The organism is Pseudomonas sp. P110(2024) (assembly GCF_057480795.1).
Genome location: NZ_JBLIYT010000013.1, coordinates 89962 through 108614, shown reverse-complemented (window position 1 = coordinate 108614; position 18653 = coordinate 89962). Strand labels below are relative to the sequence as shown.

15 protein-coding genes and 5 tRNA genes are annotated in these 18653 nt (G+C 63.6%); all 20 read right to left on the bottom strand.

Going from position 1 to position 18653, the window contains the following annotated elements:
• Positions 1-137: 137 nt before the first annotated feature.
• On the bottom strand, positions 138-1580 hold the full coding sequence (gene mgtE / locus AC25ND_RS20695) for a magnesium transporter (protein WP_028691059.1): 1443 nt from the start codon (positions 1578-1580) through the stop codon (positions 138-140).
• Positions 1581-1978: 398 nt separating this feature from the next.
• Positions 1979-2055 (bottom strand) — tRNA-Arg (locus AC25ND_RS20690).
• A 71-nt stretch (positions 2056-2126) separates the two neighbouring features.
• Positions 2127-2203: transfer RNA gene (locus AC25ND_RS20685), tRNA-Arg, on the bottom strand.
• A gap of 72 nt (positions 2204-2275) precedes the next feature.
• Positions 2276-2352: transfer RNA gene (locus AC25ND_RS20680), tRNA-Arg, on the bottom strand.
• 70 nt (positions 2353-2422) lie between these two features.
• Positions 2423-2499, bottom strand: a tRNA-Arg gene (locus tag AC25ND_RS20675).
• Positions 2500-2547: 48 nt separating this feature from the next.
• A tRNA-Ser gene (locus AC25ND_RS20670) sits at positions 2548-2638 on the bottom strand.
• Between the two features lie 72 nt (positions 2639-2710).
• Positions 2711-2899, bottom strand: a complete 189-nt coding sequence (csrA, locus tag AC25ND_RS20665; protein WP_003254503.1) for a carbon storage regulator CsrA — start codon at positions 2897-2899, stop codon at positions 2711-2713.
• Positions 2900-3067: 168 nt separating this feature from the next.
• Positions 3068-4303: an aspartate kinase gene (locus AC25ND_RS20660; RefSeq protein ID WP_028691060.1), complete on the bottom strand. Its 1236-nt coding sequence runs from the start codon at positions 4301-4303 to the stop codon at positions 3068-3070.
• An 83-nt stretch (positions 4304-4386) separates the two neighbouring features.
• Positions 4387-7011 carry an alanine--tRNA ligase gene (gene alaS, locus AC25ND_RS20655; protein ID WP_028691061.1) on the bottom strand — a complete coding sequence of 875 codons (2625 nt, stop codon included), beginning with the start codon at positions 7009-7011 and terminating at the stop codon, positions 4387-4389.
• Positions 7012-7391: 380 nt separating this feature from the next.
• Positions 7392-8399 carry a succinylglutamate desuccinylase gene (gene astE / locus AC25ND_RS20650; RefSeq protein ID WP_028691062.1) on the bottom strand — a complete coding sequence of 336 codons (1008 nt, stop codon included), beginning with the start codon at positions 8397-8399 and terminating at the stop codon, positions 7392-7394.
• A 10-nt stretch (positions 8400-8409) separates the two neighbouring features.
• Entirely contained in the window at positions 8410-8700 is a 291-nt protein-coding gene (locus AC25ND_RS20645) for a hypothetical protein (protein ID WP_011534960.1), read from the bottom strand.
• 15 nt (positions 8701-8715) lie between these two features.
• Positions 8716-10065: an N-succinylarginine dihydrolase gene (astB, locus tag AC25ND_RS20640; protein WP_207851978.1), complete on the bottom strand. Its 1350-nt coding sequence runs from the start codon at positions 10063-10065 to the stop codon at positions 8716-8718.
• 23 nt (positions 10066-10088) lie between these two features.
• Complete coding sequence (gene astD / locus AC25ND_RS20635) at positions 10089-11552, bottom strand: succinylglutamate-semialdehyde dehydrogenase (RefSeq protein WP_062360656.1); 1464 nt, start codon at positions 11550-11552, stop codon at positions 10089-10091.
• Positions 11553-12581: an arginine N-succinyltransferase gene (gene astA, locus AC25ND_RS20630; protein ID WP_028691065.1), complete on the bottom strand. Its 1029-nt coding sequence runs from the start codon at positions 12579-12581 to the stop codon at positions 11553-11555. It abuts the gene before it with no gap.
• A 55-nt stretch (positions 12582-12636) separates the two neighbouring features.
• The gene (aruF, locus tag AC25ND_RS20625) at positions 12637-13656 is read right to left on the bottom strand and encodes an arginine/ornithine succinyltransferase subunit alpha (protein ID WP_028691066.1); all 1020 of its coding nucleotides are present in this window, start codon (positions 13654-13656) and stop codon (positions 12637-12639) included.
• A 136-nt stretch (positions 13657-13792) separates the two neighbouring features.
• Positions 13793-15013 (bottom strand): aspartate aminotransferase family protein, encoded by a 1221-nt coding sequence (locus AC25ND_RS20620; protein WP_028691067.1) that lies wholly within the window; start codon positions 15011-15013, stop codon positions 13793-13795.
• Between the two features lie 328 nt (positions 15014-15341).
• The gene (gene argR / locus AC25ND_RS20615; protein ID WP_028691068.1) at positions 15342-16322 is read right to left on the bottom strand and encodes a transcriptional regulator ArgR; all 981 of its coding nucleotides are present in this window, start codon (positions 16320-16322) and stop codon (positions 15342-15344) included.
• 103 nt (positions 16323-16425) lie between these two features.
• Positions 16426-17190: an ABC transporter ATP-binding protein gene (locus AC25ND_RS20610; protein ID WP_023630946.1), complete on the bottom strand. Its 765-nt coding sequence runs from the start codon at positions 17188-17190 to the stop codon at positions 16426-16428.
• Positions 17191-17212: 22 nt separating this feature from the next.
• Entirely contained in the window at positions 17213-17911 is a 699-nt protein-coding gene (locus tag AC25ND_RS20605) for an ABC transporter permease (RefSeq protein WP_028691069.1), read from the bottom strand.
• Positions 17908-18597, bottom strand: coding sequence for an ABC transporter permease (locus AC25ND_RS20600; RefSeq protein ID WP_028691070.1), 690 nt, complete (start codon positions 18595-18597; stop codon positions 17908-17910). The genes AC25ND_RS20605 and AC25ND_RS20600 overlap by 4 nt, the downstream gene beginning before the upstream one ends.
• Positions 18598-18653: the final 56 nt, after the last annotated feature.

The following is an 18653-nucleotide window of genomic DNA, read 5'->3' as shown; positions in this document are numbered from 1 at the left end:
AAAAAGCCAGCGCAAGCTGGCTTTTTTGCATCTGATGATTGCAGAGTTGCGACGGGGTCACGCACGCCCCTGTAGGAGCGGCCCTATCGCGACACAAGGCCGCTCCTACAGAGGTTGGCATGGCCTGAGCACCACGCTTACAGCAGGAACAACGTGGCCAGGCCGAGGAAGATGAAGAAACCGCCGCTGTCGGTGACCGCCGTGATCATCACGCTCGACCCCATCGCCGGATCACGCCCCAGGCGCGTCAACGTCATCGGGATCAGCACGCCCATCAAGGCAGCCAGCAACAGGTTCAGGGTCATCGCAGCGGTCATTACCAGGCCCAGCGACCAACTGCCATAGAGCCAGAACGCCACGGCACCGATCACGCCCCCCCAGATCAGGCCATTGAGCAGCGACACCGCCAGCTCCTTGCGCATCAGACGGCTGGTATTGCCCGGCGACACTTGGTCGAGGGCCATGGCGCGCACGATCATGGTGATGGTCTGGTTACCCGAGTTGCCGCCGATACCCGCCACGATCGGCATCAGCGCCGCCAGCGCCACCAGCTTCTCGATGGAGCCTTCGAACAGGCCGATCACCCGCGAGGCGACAAATGCGGTGATCAGGTTGATGGCCAACCACGCCCAACGGTTGCGCAACGAGCGCCAGACCGAAGCGAAGATGTCTTCTTCCTCGCGCAGACCGGCCATGTTGAGCACTTCGCTCTCGCTCTCTTCACGAATCAGGTCGACCATTTCATCGATGGTCAGACGACCAATCAGACGCTCGTTCTTGTCCACCACAGGGGCGGACACCAGGTCGTAGCGTTCGAAGGCCAGGGCGGCGTCGTAGGCATCTTCCTCGGGATGGAAGCTCACCGGGTCATTGGCCATGACCTCCGCGACTTTCTTGTCCGGGTCGTTGACCAGCAACCGCTTGATCGGCAGCACACCCTTGAGAATGCCATCGTAATCGACGACGAAGAGCTTGTCGGTGTGCCCCGGCAGCTCCTTGAGCCGGCGCAGGTAGCGCAACACCACCTCGAGGCTGACGTCTTCGCGAATGGTGACCATCTCGAAGTCCATCAGCGCGCCGACCTGCTCTTCGTCGTAGCTCAGGGCCGAGCGCACACGCTCGCGCTGCTGGGCATCAAGGCTTTCCATGAGCTCGTGAACGACGTCGCGGGGCAGTTCCGGCGCCAGGTCGGCGAGTTCGTCGGCGTCCATTTCCTTGGCGGCAGCCAGCAGCTCGTGATCGTCCATGTCGGCGATCAGGGTCTGGCGTACGGCGTCGGAGACTTCGAGCAGAATGTCGCCGTCGCGATCCGAGCGCACCAGTTGCCAGACCGTCAGGCGGTCGTCCAGCGGCAAGGCTTCAAGGATGTAGGCGATGTCGGCGGGGTGCAGGTCGTCGAGCTTGCGCTGCAACTCGACAAGGTTCTGACGGTGGACGAGGTTTTCCACCAGGTCATGGTGATGACCTTCCTGACGGTGCGTCAGGTCCTCGACCACCCGCTGGCGCTGCAGCAGTTCGATCACCTGGGCCAGGCGATCCTGCAGGCTGTCTTGGGCTTTCTTTACTTCGATTTCGGTCATAGGCGAACTCCACTCCCAGCAGCGGAGCACGCCGGGAGAATCAATCGGTCAGATCTGGCTGTATGAAGCGTGTTAGCGAGTAACTACTGGGTAAGTCCATGGTGGGATTCCACAAGCCCCGGCGGGGCTGACGGGCGCAATCATACACTGTGTAAGCTGTCGGATCGCTTAAATTTTTGGCCAGAACAATCGTTTGCGCGCTAAAGCTGTGACAACGCTCGAAGCCATCAGTGCGACGGTCACTCTGGCGTGAAAAGCACATTCGTCGTGTGCCGACTCGATGTGCACCGCCGATCCCTGCAGGGACCTCCTACAGAACAGCGTAGATGGACATCCGTGACAATTCAGCGCGCCAGAAAAACAAAAAGCCCGCTCTAATGAGCGGGCTTCTTGATGTATGGCGGACTCAGGAGGATTCGAACCTCCGACCGCTCGGTTCGTAGCCGAGTACTCTATCCAGCTGAGCTATGAGTCCATGGTGGTAGTTTTAGGCCAGATTACCACTGGCTTGTTGAAGCGTCTTTGCAAGCAGAGCCACTTCAAAAGTGGCGGACTCAGCAGGATTCGAACCTGCGACCGCTCGGTTCGTAGCCGAGTACTCTATCCAGCTGAGCTATGAGTCCGTGGTTGGTAGTTTTAGGCCAGATTACCACTGGCTTGTTGAAGCGTCTTTGCAAGCAAAGCCACTTCAAAAGTGGCGGACTCAGCAGGATTCGAACCTGCGACCGCTCGGTTCGTAGCCGAGTACTCTATCCAGCTGAGCTATGAGTCCGTGGGGTAGTTTTAGACCAGATTACCACTGGTGGATTGAAGCAGCCTTGCAGGCAAAGCCACTTCAAAAGTGGCGGACTCAGGAGGATTCGAACCTCCGACCGCTCGGTTCGTAGCCGAGTACTCTATCCAGCTGAGCTATGAGTCCGTGTCTTGCTGTGCCATTCGGATCGCTTTAAGCGCTCCAGGCAAATAATGGCGGTGAAGGGGGGATTCGAACCCCCGATACCCTTATGAGGTATACTCCCTTAGCAGGGGAGCGCCTTCGGCCACTCGGCCACCTCACCGCAACACGAGGCGAATATTAAACACACCCTTCCTCGTTTGCAACCCTTTTTTTGAAAAAAACTTCAAAAAAATTAAAGGCTTGGCTCCTCGTCCTTCTCTTTCTTGATCCGCAGGTAGATTTCCTCGCGGTGAACAGCCACTTCCTTGGGCGCGCTAACGCCAATACGCACCTGGTTGCCTTTGACACCCAGGACCGTCACGGTGATCTCACCGTCACCAATGATCAGGCTCTCGGCGCACCGACGAGTCAGAATCAGCATAGTTTTCTCCTCACATGAATCTTCAGGGACAACAGTCTTTGAAAAGCAGGGCCTGGCCGGGGACAACGGCACTGGCCCGGATCGACCGCCACGACTGCCTGGACAGGGACAGCCGCAGCGACCAGAAACGCGAAGGGCGCGGCAAGCCGCGCCCCTCCAGGCAGCGTGTCACTCACCCTGTCGGGCAGGCGCGTCAAGCTCGAACGCGGTGTGCAGCGCGCGCACGGCCAGCTCCAGGTACTTCTCTTCGATCACTACCGAGACCTTGATCTCGGAGGTGGAGATCATCTGGATGTTGATGCTCTCCTTGGCCAGGGCCTCGAACATGCGACTGGCAACGCCCGCGTGGGAGCGCATGCCGACGCCGACGATCGACACCTTGGCGATCTTGGTATCGCCGATCACTTCACGCGCGCCAATTTCGCGGGCGGTATTCTCCAGCACGCTCAACGCCTTCTCGTACTCGTTGCGGTGCACAGTGAAGGTGAAGTCGGTGGTGTTATCGTGCGAGACGTTCTGCACGATCATGTCGACTTCGATGTTGGCAGCGCTGATCGGACCGAGGATCTTGAAGGCAACGCCCGGGGTATCCGGGACGCCACGAATGGTCAGCTTGGCCTCATCACGGTTGAAGGCGATACCGGAAATGATCGGCTGTTCCATGGATTCCTCTTCATCGATGGTAATGAGGGTACCCGGACCCTCCTTGAAGCTGTGCAGCACGCGCAGCGGGACGTTGTACTTGCCGGCGAACTCCACCGAGCGGATCTGCAGCACCTTGGAGCCGAGGCTGGCCATTTCCAGCATCTCCTCGAAGGTGATCTTCTCCAGGCGCTGGGCCTGGGGCACGACACGCGGGTCGGTGGTATAGACGCCATCGACATCGGTGTAGATCTGGCACTCGTCGGCCTTCAGCGCCGCCGCCAGGGCCACGCCGGTGGTGTCGGAGCCGCCACGACCGAGGGTGGTGATGTTGCCGTGCTCGTCGACACCTTGGAAACCGGCGACCACCACGACACGGCCGGCCTTGAGGTCGGCGCGGATCTTCTGGTCGTCGATCTGCAGGATGCGCGCCTTGTTGTGCGCACTGTCGGTGAGGATGCGCACCTGGTTGCCGGTGTAGGACACCGCCGGCACGCCGCGCTTCATCAGGGCCATGGACAACAGGGCGATGGTGACCTGCTCGCCGGTCGAGACGATCACATCCAGCTCCCGGGGTTCGGGCTTGTCGGTGATCTGCTTCGCCAAGTCGATCAGGCGATTGGTTTCCCCGCTCATCGCCGACAGCACAACCACCAGGTCGGTGCCTTGCTCGCGGAATTTCTTGACCTTGTCGGCAACCTGCTCGATCCGCTCGATGGAACCGACAGAGGTACCGCCAAATTTCTGTACGATCAACGCCATTTCAAAGGTGCCTCAGCCCTCAAGGGCCCCAAAAAACAATCCAACATGGCGGAGACGCCGACCAGACCGACGCCCCCGCCATCTCAAAGTCCCTGCTCGGCGAACGGCACGGCCAGGGCCAGCGCCTGGTCCAGCGCGGCGACGTCGACGCCACCGCCCTGGGCCATGTCAGGACGACCGCCGCCCTTGCCACCGACCGCCGCAGCAGCTTGTTTCATCAGGTCGCCAGCCTTGAGTTGGCTGGAGAGGTCCTTGGTCACGCCAGCCACCAGCACGACCTTGCCCTCATGCTCGCTGCCCAGCAGGATCACTGCGTGGCCGAGCTTGTTTTTCAGTTGATCGACGAGCGCCAGCAGCGCCTTGCCATCCTGCCCATCCAGGCGGGCGGCGAGGACCTTGGCACCCTTGACCTCAACGGCCGCGTTGGAGAGATCATCCCCGGCGGCGCTGGCGGCCTTGGCCTGCAGCTGCTCAAGCTGCTTTTCCAGCTGGCGGTTGCGCTCGAGCACAGCCGACAGCTTGTCGATCAGGTTGTCGCGATTGCCCTTGACCAGTTGCGCGGCTTCCTTGACCTGCTCTTCGGCAGTGTTCAGGTAGGCCAGCGCAGCAGCGCCGGTGATCGCTTCGATACGGCGCACGCCAGAGGCCACGCCGCCTTCGCTGATGATCTTGAACAGGCTGATGTCGCCAGTGCGTTTGGCGTGGATGCCGCCGCACAGCTCGACGGAGAAGTCACCGCCCATGCTCAGCACGCGCACGGTGTCGCCGTACTTCTCACCGAACAGCGCCATGGCGCCCTTGGCCTTGGCGGTCTCGATGTCGGTCAGCTCGGTCTGCACCTCGGTGTTGCGACGCACCTCGCGGTTGACAATGTCTTCCAGGGCCTTGATCTGCTCCGGTTTGACCGCCTCGAAGTGGCTGAAGTCGAAACGCAGGCGCTGGCTGTCTACCAGCGAGCCTTTCTGCTGCACGTGTTCACCCAGCACCTGGCGCAGGGCTTCGTGCAGCAGGTGAGTGGCGGAGTGGTTCAACGAGGTGGCGTGCTGCACTTCGGCATCGACGCGAGCATCAACCACGGCGCCGACAGTCAGCGCACCACTGGCGACCACGCCGTGGTGCAGGAAGGCACCGCCGGTCTTGGTGGTGTCGCGCACGTCGAAGCGCACGGCGCCGGCCTGCAGATAGCCGCTGTCACCGACCTGACCACCGGACTCTGCGTAGAACGGGGTGCGATCAAGGACAACAACGCCCTCCTCGCCTTCTGCCAGTTGCTCAACGGCCTGGCCGTCCTTGTACAGAGCGATGACCTTGCCCTGACCTTCGGTAGCGTCGTAGCCGAGGAAGTCGGTGGCGGTGTCGACCTTGACCAGGCTGTTGTAGTCCATGCCGAAGGCGCTGGCGGAGCGGGCACGCTCACGCTGGGCCTCCATCTCGCGCTCGAAGCCGGCTTCGTCGATGGTCAGCTCGCGCTCGCGGGCGATGTCGGCGGTCAGGTCCATGGGGAAGCCGTAGGTGTCGTACAGCTTGAACACCACGTCGCCCGGCACGACCTTGCCCTGCAGTTGTGCCAGGTCCTGCTCGAGGATGCGCAGGCCCTGCTCGAGGGTCTTGGCGAACTGCTCTTCCTCGGTCTTGAGCACGCGCTCGATGTGTGCCTGCTGGCTCTTGAGCTCAGGGAACGCTTCGCCCATCTCGGCCACCAGCGCGGCGACGATCTTGTGGAAGAAGCTACCCTTGGCGCCCAGCTTGTTGCCGTGGCGGCAGGCACGACGAATGATGCGGCGCAGCACGTAGCCGCGGCCTTCGTTGGACGGCAACACGCCGTCGGCGATCAGGAAGCCGCAGGAACGGATGTGGTCGGCGACCACTTTCAGCGACGGCTGATCGTCATTGGCGCAACCGATGGCTTTGGCGGCAGCAGCCAGCAGGCTCTGGAACAGGTCGATCTCGTAATTCGAGTGCACGTGCTGCATGACCGCACTGATGCGCTCCAGGCCCATGCCGGTGTCCACCGACGGGGCGGGCAACGGGTGCAGGACACCGTCGGCGGTGCGGTTGAACTGCATGAAGACGTTGTTCCAGATCTCGATGTAGCGGTCGCCGTCTTCTTCCGGCGAGCCGGGTGGGCCGCCCCAGATGTCGGCGCCGTGGTCGTAGAAGATCTCGGTGCATGGGCCGCACGGGCCGGTGTCGCCCATGGTCCAGAAGTTGTCGGAAGCGTACGGGGCGCCCTTGTTGTCACCGATGCGCACCATGCGCTCGGCCGGCACGCCGACTTCCTTGGTCCAGATGTCGTAGGCTTCGTCGTCACTGGCGTAGACGGTGACCCACAGTTTTTCCTTCGGCAGGTTCAGCCACTTGTCCGAAGTCAGGAAGGTCCAGGCGAAGGTGATGGCATCGCGCTTGAAATAGTCGCCGAAGCTGAAGTTGCCCAGCATCTCGAAGAAGGTGTGATGACGGGCTGTGTAGCCGACGTTTTCCAGGTCGTTGTGCTTGCCGCCGGCGCGTACGCACTTCTGGCTGCTCACGGCGCGGGTATAGGCGCGCTTTTCCTGGCCGAGGAAGCAGTCCTTGAACTGGTTCATGCCGGCGTTGGTGAACAGCAGGGTCGGGTCATTGCCCGGGATCAGGGAGCTGGAGGCAACGCGAGTATGTCCCTGCTCTTCGAAGAAGCGGAGGAAGGCTTCACGGATTTCTGCGCTTTTCATAGGTTCTTCCACGGAAACGGCGGCCACGCGTCGAATCGACGAAACGACGGCAAAGGGCCGCATTATATCGGTCCTGCAGTCTCGGTGCAGTGTGTTTATGCGATAGAAACCGTCGAATGGACGGTTTGTCGGACTACAGCAATTGAAAACGGCATGACCGCGATGCTAAAGCCAGCGTTTCGCTACTGGCAAGCCAATTACGGTCCCGGGGCGGGGAAAATTAACAGCTTGGTGAATTAAAAGAATTTCATCACCGAAAGGATCCAAAACCAGCCAGGCGCGCAGCACTCCTGCAGGAGCGGCCTTGTGTCGCGAAAGGGCTGCGTAGCAGCCCCGGAGATCTCAGTAGCGAAGCTGATATTGCCGGGGTCGCGCAAGGCTTAAGCCAGCCGCTGCCCCGAATCCGGCACGATGAGGATGCCGGCGCGCAGCCCGTTTTTCACCTTGGGGTTGGGGAAGATGATCCGCGCGCCCTCCTCCTCCACCACCCAGCGCGTCTCTGCCAGGTCCTCGGCCAGCAGGTAACCCTTGCTCAGCTCGGAGAAGTTCTCGATGTCCGCCGGCAGGTGCAGGTGGAAGCTGTCGCTGTGCTTGATGATCTCGCGGGCGACGCTGAACAGCTTGAGGCCATCCAGGGACTGCTCGGTTTGCGGCTCGGTATCCTCGATGAGCTGGATCAGGCGCGCCTCGAGCCGGTCGAGGTTGACCTCTTCGTTCTGCCCGAACGGGCGGGCCTTGCCGAGTTCCAGGGTGAAAGCCTCGGCGTCGAGCTGCTCGTAGGTGAATGCGCTGAAGGTGATCGACGACTTGCTCTGCAGCAGCACCGCCTCCATGCCGGCCGCAGCCAGACGGGCCAGCTCGCGTCGGGAATGCCGGCGACCTTCCTTGTAGGGATACAGGGCAAACTGCTCGATCTTCGACCCGCGAATGGCAGTATGCAGGTCGTAATGCAGGCGGGTGCGCTCGGGCTTGCTGAAGAACACCCGGGCGAACTGTTCGAGCTCGGCGGCACGCAGCGCCTCGAAGCCACTGGAGAGTTCATGACGGCCATTGAACAGGCGGTTGATGTCCTGTTCGATGAAGCGCTCGCCCTTGCGGATCGCCGCTGGGTTGCCGAACAGGAACAGCACCCGCGCGCGCGGCTTGATCTTGCCGTTTGCAACACCGTGCAGCAGCCTTTCGAGCAGCTCGATCGGCGCCGTCTCGTTGCCATGGATACCGGCCGACAACAGCAGGTCGAGACCGCAATCCTCACCTTCGGGCGGACGCACTTCCAGCGCACCCTCCCCCAGCCAGCGCAAACGCACGCCCCGGGTGGTCACTTGGGTCTTCTCGGCCGGTTCGTGATCGGTCAGGGTCAGCTCAAGCAGTTTGCCAAGGGCGAGCATAGGCGCTTCCTTAGTGGTGGTGGCCGCAGTCCGGGCCGTGGACGTGGTCGTCGTCACCGGCGACGTCGGCCGGTTCCATTTCCAGTTGCAGGCTGACCAGGTTGGTGGCCATCGGGCGCAGCAGCAGATTGGCGTACTCGGTGTCGTCTTCCTCGACATCGACGCCGATCAGCAGCTGGCCGCGGCCGTCCTGCTGGATCCACACTTCCTTGCCTTGCCAGACCACGGCAAAACGGGTGCAGGAGGTTTCCAGCTGGGTGCCGTCTTCATCTTCCAGGATCAGGCGCAGGGCGTCGGACATTGCAATTTCTCTCTATCAAGGTTGGCGTTGGAACGGATACACCGAACCCAGCTTGAGGATCTGGGTCAGTTCATCCAGGGCCGTGCGGCATTCCACCAGCAACTGCGGGTCGGCCAGGTCCGCTTCGCCGAGGCGATCGCGGTAATGCTTGTCGACCCACTGCACCAGGGCGTCGTACAGCGAGGCGGTCATGATAACGCCTGGATTGACCGCCGCCAGTTCGTTTTCCTTCAGCGCCACACGCAGACGCAGGCAAGCCGGGCCGCCACCGTTCTGCATGCTCTGCTTGAGGTCGAACACCTTGACCTCCTTCACCGGACCGCCCCGGCTGGTCAATTGACTCAGGTAAGCCCAGACGCGCTCGTTGTTGCGGCACTCTTCCGGCACCACCAGCAGCATCGAACCGTCCTCGCGGCTGAGCAACTGGCTGTTGAACAGGTAGGAACGCACCGCGTCCTCCACCGTCACTGCCGCGCGCGGCACGCAGATACCCTGGAAGTTGCCACCCTTGCTGGCCAGTTTAGCCTGCAACTGGCCGAGCACCGCGTGGGTCTCGAGGAAGGCGTCCTCGTGGTAGAACAGCACCTCGCCGTTGCCCACCGAGATCACGTCGTTGTGGAACACGCCCTGGTCGATCACCGCGGGATTCTGTTGAGCGTAGACCACGCCATCATCGCTCAGCCCGTGCAGGCGAGCGACAGCCTGGGAGGCTTCCAGGGTCTGGCGCGCCGGATACTTCTGCGGCGCGGGATAGCGGCTGTCGAAGGCGCTGCGGCCATAGACGAAGAACTCGACGCCGGCCTCGCCATAGGCGCGGCAGAAGCGGGTGTGGTTGGCCGCGCCCTCGTCACCGAACTGGGCCACCGCTGGCAGCGCCTCATGGTGGGCGAAGACCTTGTCATCGCTGAACATGGCGCCCAGCACACGGCTGGTGGTCGGGTGCTCGATGCTGCGGTGGTACTTGCAGTTGAGGTTGGCGGCGGTGAAGTGCACGCGGCCATCGGCAGTGTCGGCGCTGGGGCTGACGGTGGCGGCGTTGGCCACCCACATGCTCGAGGCCGAGCAACTGGCGACCAGCAGCGGCATGGCTTCCTTCGCGGCGCGCTGGATCACTTCGCCGTCGCTGCCGGTGAAGCCCAGGCGGCGCAAGGCGGCCACGTCCGGGCGCTCCTGCGGGGCCAGCACGCCCTGCTTGAAGCCCATTTCCATCAGCGCCTTCATCTTCGCCAGGCCCTGGCGCGCCGCCTCGCGCGGGTTGGAACCCTGCTGGCTGTTGCTCTGCGAGGCCACGTTGCCGTAGGACAGGCCGCCGTAGTTGTGGGTCGGCCCCACCAGGCCATCAAAATTCACTTCAAAGGATTTCATCGGCAAGGCTCCGAGACCGGTTGTTATAGGGTGACGCCCGGCGTCAGGGTCGCCGGCAGTGCAAGGCTCGCGGTCTCCAGCGAAGCCACGGGGTAGGCGCAGTAGTCCGCCGCGTAGTAGGCGCTGGCGCGGTGGTTGCCGCTGGCGCCGACGCCACCGAACGGCGCGCTGCTGGCGGCGCCGGTCAGCTGCTTGTTCCAGTTGACGATGCCGGCGCGGCTGCGCAGCCAGAAGTGCTGGTAGCGGGCATTGGAGTCCGACAGCAGGCCGGCGGCCAGGCCGTACTGGGTGTTGTTGGCCTCCTTGATCGCCGCATCGAAGTCGGCGTAGCGGATCACCTGCAGCAGCGGGCCGAAGAACTCTTCGTCCGGGCGCTCGGCCACGGCGCTGACATCGATGATGCCCGGCGTGAGCAAGGCCGCGTCGGCCTGCGGCTGGGTCATCTCCAGCAGCGTCACCGCGCCCTTGGCGAGCAGGTCGGCCTGGGCCGCCAGCAGCGCGCGGGCCGCCTGCAGCGATATCACCGAGCCCATGAATGGCGCGGGTTGCTGATCGAAGGCACCCACACTGATGTTGCGGCTCACCTCGACCAGGCGCTGGATCAGCGCGTCACCCCAGGCGCCCTGCGGCACCAGCAGGCGGCGGGCGCAGGTGCAGCGCTGGCCGGCGGAGATGAACGCCGACTGGATGATGGTGTACACCGCAGCGTCCAGGTCCTTGACCTCATCGACAACCAGCGGGTTGTTGCCGCCCATTTCCAGGGCGAGAATCTTGTCCGGGCGGCCGGCGAACTGCTGGTGCAGCAGGTTGCCGGTGCGACTGGAACCGGTGAAGAACAAGCCATCGATACCCGGGTTAGCGGCCAGCGCGACGCCGGTATCGCGAGCGCCCTGGACCAGGTTGAGCACGCCGGCCGGCAAGCCAGCCTCGATCCAGCACTGCACCGTCAGCTCGGCGACCTTCGGGGTCAGCTCGCTGGGCTTGAACACCACGCAGTTGCCGGCCAGCAGCGCCGGAACAATGTGCCCGTTGGGCAAGTGGCCGGGGAAGTTGTACGGGCCGAACACCGCCACCACGCCATGGGGCTTGTGCCGCAGCACGGCGGTGGCGTCGGCCAGCGGGCCGCTCTTCTCGCCGGTGCGCTCGCGATAGCTTTGCACCGAGATGGCGACCTTGTTGACCATGCTGGTCACTTCGGTAGCCGACTCCCACAGAGGCTTGCCGGTTTCCTCACCAATGCAGCGCGACAACGCCTCGGCATTGGCCTTGAGCTTGTCGGCAAAGGCCTCCAGCACGCTGATACGCGCTTCCAGGCTCAGCGAAGCCCAGGCCGGGAACGCCTGGCGGGCGGCCTGCACGGCAGCTTCGACCTGGGTGGCGTCGGCGCCCTGCCCTTGCCATATCACCGCCTGGGTGACGGGATTGAGCGACTGCAGGGTTTCACCCTGGCCGGCCAGCCAGTGGCCGGCGATGTAATGCGTGTTCATTTACTGGGCCTCCCGACCGGCGGACAGCGGCACGGCGCGGACATTGTCGCCGGCGCCCAGGCGCAGGCGCTTGGCAGTCTGCGGATCGACCACCAGGGTGCCTGCCGCCAGGCGCGCCGGTGCGGCGGTGATGCGGCAATCTTCGCGCTTGCGGTTGTGAATGATGTAAGGGGTGGCGTCGTCACCCGGGGTGCCGACGGCCAGTACCAGGGTCTCGCTGTCACGCACGGCGCGGATCTTCGAGGTCTCGCACTCGATGGCGGGACCTGCGTCGAAGATGTCGACGTAACCCTGGTAGTTGAAGCCTTCGCGCTTGAGCATGGCCAGCGCCGGCTCCGTGTCGGTGTGCACGCGACCGATGACATTGCGCGCCGCTTCCGAGAGGAAGCAGGTGTACAGTGGAAACTTGGGCATCAGCTCGGCGATGAACGACTTGTTGCCCACGCCGGTCAGGTAGTCGGCCTGGCTGAACTCCATCCTGAAGAAGTGCCGGCCCAGGCTCTCCCAGAAGGGCGAACGGCCTGCCTCGTCGGACATGCCGCGCATCTCGGCGATGATCTTGTTGCCGAACAGCTGCGGGAACTCGGCGATGAACAGCATCCGCGCCTTGGACAGCAGACGACCATTGAGACCGCTGCGGTAGTCGCTGCGCAGGAACAGCGAGCACAGCTCGGAGTTGCCGGTCAGATCGTTGGCCAGGAACAGCGTGGGAATCTCGCGGTAGATGTTCAGTTCCTGCGAGGCGCTGACGGTCAGCCCGACCCGGTAGTTGTACCAGGGCTCACGCAGGCCGACGGCACCGGCGATGGCGCTGATGCCGACCACCAGGCCTTCGTCGTTCTCCAGCACGAACAGGTAGTCGGTGTCGCCGCGCTCGGCTTCGCCGCGAAAGCTCTTCTCGGCCCAGCCGACGCGCTGGCCGAGGCGCTCCTCGTTGGCGGGCAGCGTGGTCAGCCCGGTGGTGCCGGTGCTGCGGGCCAATTCGATCAGCGCGGGTAAATCGCTGCTGCGTACAGGACGAACGATCATGCTATCTCCTTGTGCGGCGGTCTGTGCCTGCCGCGAAACTCTCTGTTGCGGCGGTTCAGACCGCGACCAGGCGCACGCTGGCGCCTTCGCCGACCCCCAGGGCCTCGGCGGCTTCGCCGCTCAGGCTGACCGGCTTGCCCGGCACCCAGTCCAGCTCCAGCAGCACGGCGCGGTAATCCTGCAACTGGCCGTTGCACACCAGGTACGGACGGCCACCCTTGACCGGCGTCTGGTCGAGCTTGACCGGCACCACCCGGCTCTGGGCGATGGAGCGGATACCCGAGGCGCGGGCGTGCAGGGTCGGGCCGCCGTCGAAGATGTCGATGTAGTGCTCGGTCTCGAAGCCTTCGCGCATGAGGATGTCGAAGGTGATCTGCGCCCGCGGGTGCACCTGGCCCATGGCTTCCTGTGCCTGGTCGGCCAACAGCGGCACATAGATCGGGTAGTGCGGCATCAGTTCGGCGAGGAAGGTGCGGCTCTTGAGGCCGCAGAGGCGCTCGGCGTCGGCGTAGTTGAGGTCGAAGAAGTTGCGGCCGATGGCGTCCCAGAACGGCGACTCGCCCTGCTCGTCGCTGTAGCCGACAATCTCGGTCACCACCGAGTCGGCGAAGCGCTCGGGGTGCGCGGCCATGAACAGCAGGCGGCCGCGGGAGTTGAGCTCGGCGAAGGCGCTGCTCACCAGCTCCGGCACCACGTAGAAACTGGTCAGCAAGCTGTTGCCGGTGAGGTCGTGGCACAGCGACAGGACGTGGATCTTGTTGTGGATCTTCAGCTCGCGGGAGGCGTGCACGAAGGTCTCGTTGCGAAAACTGTAGAACGGCTCGGAGTAGCCGGCCGAGGCGACAATGGCCGAGCAGCCGACCAGTTTGCCGGTGGCGCTGTCCTCGAGCACGAAGAAGTAGCTCTCCTCGCCATTGAAGCTGACCTCGGCGGCGAAGGAGGTTTCCGAGGCGGCGATCTTGTCGCCCAGGCGGCCGGCGTCATCCGGCAGCGAGGTGACACCAATGGGGCTGTCGGCAGCCATGCGCTGCACTTCGTTCAGATCAGCCATTTGCGCGGGGCGCATCACCAGCATGGTGTCACTCCTTTCGGGAAAGCGCGCCGATCACATCGGCACGGAAAAACGGCGGGCACGCGCCACCACCTGCAAGCAGGTGCCCGCACTGGAATTCAGGTATCGCCGGCCCCGTCTGGAGGCCGGCGAAGGGCGATCAGCCCTTGGTCAGTTTTGCCACGGCACGCTCGAAACGATCCAGGCCTTCGTCGATGTCGGCATCCTCGACCACAAGGCTCGGGGCGAAGCGCACCACGTCGGGACCGGCCTGCAGAACCATCACGCCCTCCTTCTCGGCGGCGTTTAGAATGTCCTTGGCCTTGCCTTTCCAGGCCTCGCTCAGCACGCAGCCGATCAGCAGGCCGACGCCACGCACCAGGGTGAACAAGCCGGTTTCCTGGCCGATCTTCTCCAGACGGGCCTTGAAGCGCTCATGCTTGGCCTTGATGCCTGCCAGGGTTTGCGGGGTGTTGACCACATCAAGCACGGCGCAGGCGACGGCACAGGCCAGCGGGTTGCCGCCGTAGGTAGTGCCGTGGGTGCCGACGGCCAGGTGCTTGGCCAGGTCACTGGTGGTCAGCATGGCGCCGATCGGGAAGCCGCCGCCCAGGCTCTTGGCGCTGGTCAGGATGTCCGGGGTCACGCCGTAGTGCTGGTAGGCATACAGCGAGCCGGTACGGCCAACGCCGGTCTGCACTTCGTCGAAGATCAGCAATGCGTTGTGCTCATCGCACAGCTTGCGCGCGCCTTCCAGGTAGGCCTTGTCGGCCGGGACCACGCCGCTCTCGCCCTGGATCGGCTCGATGACCACGGCGCAGGTCTTGTCGGAAATCTGTGCCTTCAGCGCTTCCAGGTCGTTGTACGGCACGTGGCTGATGCCGGTGATCTTCGGACCGAAGCCGTCGGAGTACTTGGGCTGGCCACCGACGCTGACGGTGAACAGGGTACGACCGTGGAAGCTGTTCACGGTCGCGATGATCTCGTGCTTCTCCGGGCCAAAGCGGTCGTGGGCGACGCGACGGGCCAGCTTGAAGGCGGCCTCGTTGGACTCGGCGCCGGAGTTGCAGAAGAACGCGCGCTCGGCAAAGGTCGCGTCAACCAGCTTGTGCGCCAGGCGCAGGGCCGGCTCATTGGTGAACACGTTGGAGACGTGCCAGAGGGTGTTGGCCTGCTCGGTGAGCGCCTTGACCAGCGCCGGGTGGCAGTGGCCCAGGGCATTCACGGCAATGCCGCCGGCGAAGTCGATCAGCTCGCGACCGGTCTGGTCCCAGACTCGGGAACCCTCGCCTCGTACAGGAATGAACGCCGCCGGGGAGTAGTTGGGAACCATGACCTGGTCGAAATCGGCACGTTGCACCGGGGCTTGCTCAACGGACATCTGAGTCTCCTGAAGAGGAACGCTGGCCTGGAAGTGGCGAGCGATGAGGGGATTGTAAGGACTGATTGGCGCCTGTCCTTGCTGCCAGGCGACAACTTGTTACAGCGCCAAACCGTGTTTTCACGCGGTTTTCGGCAATGCGACAAACAGTGTCGCAATCGCGCAGTGTAACGGGAGGACGGGGTGTCGGGGAGATGCCCGGCGAGAATTGGGTGAACGGGTGTTCACATATATAAACCCCATCGCGGGGCAAACCCTCTCCCACACACAGCGCAAGCCGTGGGAGCGGGCCTGCCCCGCGATAGCGTCTTCGCAGGAAGGAAGGTCTTCAGCCCCGCTCGGCCGGCGCCGAACTCAGCTCGAATGGGCTGCTGCTGCGCCGCTGGTTACGGTCTTCACGCGGCGTGGCGCCAAAGAAGTTGCGGTACGCACTGGAGAAATGCGGCCCCGAGGAGAACCCGCAGGACAGCCCGATCTGGATGATCGACTTGCTGGTCTGCATCAGCATCTGCCGTGCCTTGTTCAGGCGCAGCTCCAGGTAATACTGACTGGGCACTCGATTGAGGTACTGCTTGAAAATCCGCTCCAGCTGGCGACGGGACACGCACACATGCTGGGCGATCTCGTCGGTGGTCAGCGGCTCCTCGATATTGGCCTCCATCAGCAGCACCGCCTGGGTGAGCTTGGGATGACTGGAGCCCAGGCGATTCTGCAGCGGAATGCGCTGGCGCTCGCCGCCTTCACGGATACGCTCGACCACCAGCTCTTCGGACACCGCGCCCGCCAGCTCCGCGCCATGATCGCGCGCCAGCACCGCCAGCAACAGGTCGGTCACTGCCATGCCACCGCAGGCCGTCAGGCGGTCACGGTCCCAGTCGAACAGATGACTGGTGGCGATCACCTTGGGGTAGCGCTCGGCGAAATCATCCTGCCAACGCCAGTGCACCGCGGCGCGGTAGCCATCGAGCAGGCCCAGCGCCGCCAGTGGGTACACGCCGGCGGACAGGCCACCGATCATGCAGCCGCTGCGCGCCAGTTGCTTGAGCGCGGCGGACAGCGACGATCCGATTGTCACCGGCGGCTCATCGGCCAGCAGGAACAGTTTGTGGCAACCCTCGAGACGACCGTTCCATGCCTCGCCCGGCAAGCGCCAGGGGCCCTCCTGCCCGGCTTCGGCCTGCAGATAGCTCAACTCGTAGACCACGTCCGGATGCACCCGCTGGGCCACCTGCAGCACCTCTTCAGCCAACGCCAGGGTCAGCGGCTTGGTACTTGGCCAGATGAGAAATCCGATTCGCTGGGTGGTCATAGGGCGTGGTCCGAAACCTGGAAGGAAGGGTTCGCGCTTGTGGCGCCAGGGCGTGCCGCGCGGATGGCGCAGCATGCCCCATTAGGGTGCAAATGTGCAGCGATTACTTCAAGCTGCCGGAAAGGAACTGCTTGAGGCGCTCGGACTGCGGATTGACCAGCACCTCGCGCGGGCAGCCGCGCTCCTCCACCAACCCCTTGTGCAGGAACACCAGCTGGTTGGACACCTCGCGGGCAAAGCCCATCTCGTGAGTGACCACGACCATGGTGCGGCCTTCCTGGGCCAGCGACTGCATGACCTTGAGCACATCGCCCACCAGCTCCGGGTCGAGCGCCGAGGTCGGTTCGTCAAACAGCATCACCTCAGGCTCCATGGCCAGGGCGCGGGCGATGGCCACGCGCTGCTGCTCGCCGCCGGACATGTGGCCAGGGAAGGCATCCTTGCGATGGGACACGCCGACCTTCGCCAGGTAGTGCTCGGCCTTCTCCAGCGCTTCCTTCTTGTTCACCCCCAGCACGTGCACCGGCGCTTCGATGACGTTCTCAAGCGCGGTCATGTGCGACCAGAGGTTGAAATGCTGAAACACCATCGACAGCCGGGAGCGCATGCGCTGCAGTTGTTTCGGGTCGGCGGCCTTGAGCGCGCCGTCCTTGCCGGCCACCAGCTTGAGCTCTTCGTTGTTGAGCAGGATCTTGCCCGCGTGCGGCTGCTCCAGCAGGTTGATGCAGCGCAGGAAGGTCGATTTGCCCGAACCGCTGGAGCCGATGATGCTGATGACGTCGCCTGCCTTGGCTTCGAGGGAGACGCCCTTGAGCACCTCATGGCTGCCGTAGCGCTTGTGCAGGTCTTGGATTTGGAGTTTGTACATGCTGTCGGATCTCACAGAGCGGTCAGTGCTTGCGCGGCGCCAGGTAGCCGAGCCAGCGGCGTTCGGCCATCTTGAACAGGCGCACGAGGATGAAGGTCAGGCACAGGTAGAACACGCCCGCCGTGATGTAGGCCTCGAAAGGCAGGTAGTACTGGGCGTTGACCGTGCGCGCGGCACCGGTGATGTCGATCAGGGTGACGATCGACGCCAGACTGGTGGTCTGCAGCATCATGATCACTTCGTTGCTGTACTGCGGCAGCGCCCGGCGCAGCGCCGAAGGCAGGAGGATGCGGCGGTACATCTTCATGCGCGACATGCCGATGGCCTTGGCCGCCTCGATCTCGCCGTGAGGCGTGGCCTTGAGGCTGCCAGCGATGATCTCGGCGGTGTAGGCGCTGGTGTTGATGGCAAAAGCCAGGCAGGCGCAGAAGGTCGCGCTGGACAGCCACGGCCACAGGAAGCTTTCGCGCACCGCCTCGAACTGGGCCAGGCCGTAGTAGATCAAAAACAGCTGCACCAGCATCGGCGTGCCGCGGATCACGTAGGTGTACAGCCAGGCGCTCATGTTCACCAGCGGCTGCCTGGAGACGCGCATCAGGCCCAGCGGAACAGCCGCCAGCAGACCGAACAGCAGCGACAGCGCCAGCAGCTTGAGGGTGGTCAGGAGGCCGCCCAGATAAAGCGGCATGGCCTCCCAGATGACGTTGTAGTCGAAGATCATAGTTCAGCCGCCTTGACGCCCACCGAGTAGCGCTTCTCGAGATACTTCAGCGCCAGCAGCGAGACACTGGTCAGCACCAGGTACAACGCCGCCACCGCGAGGAAGAAGGTGAAGGGTTCGCGGGTGGCGTCCGCCGCCTGCTTGGCCTTGAACATCATGTCCTGCAGGCCGACCACCGAAATCAGCGCGGTCGCCTTGGTCAGCACCAGCCAGTTGTTGGTGAAGCCAGGGATCGCCAGACGGATCATCTGCGGCACCATGATGCGGAAGAACACCTGGACACCGCTCATGCCATAGGCCGCGCCCGCCTCGGCCTGCCCCTTGGGAATACCCAGGAAAGCGCCGCGGAAGGTTTCCGAGAGGTAGGCACCAAAGATGAAGCCCAGGGTGCCGATGCCGGCGACCAGCGGGTTCAGGTCGATGTAGTCGTCATAGCCGAGCAGCGGCGCCACCCGGTTGATGATGTCCTGGCCGCCATAGAAGATCAGCAGGATCAGGACCAGGTCAGGGATGCCACGGATCACCGTGGAATACAGATCCCCCAGCCAGGCCAGCCAGCGCACCGGCGACAAGCGCAGCGCCACGCCGATCAGGCCGAGGACGATGGCCAGGGCCATCGACGACAGGGCGAGCTGCAGCGTCAGCCACGCCCCATCGAGGATGACTGCCCCATAGCCTTTCAACATGATTCGAATTCCTCAGGGCTTGGGAATGAAAAATGGTGCAAACCTCAGAGATTCTG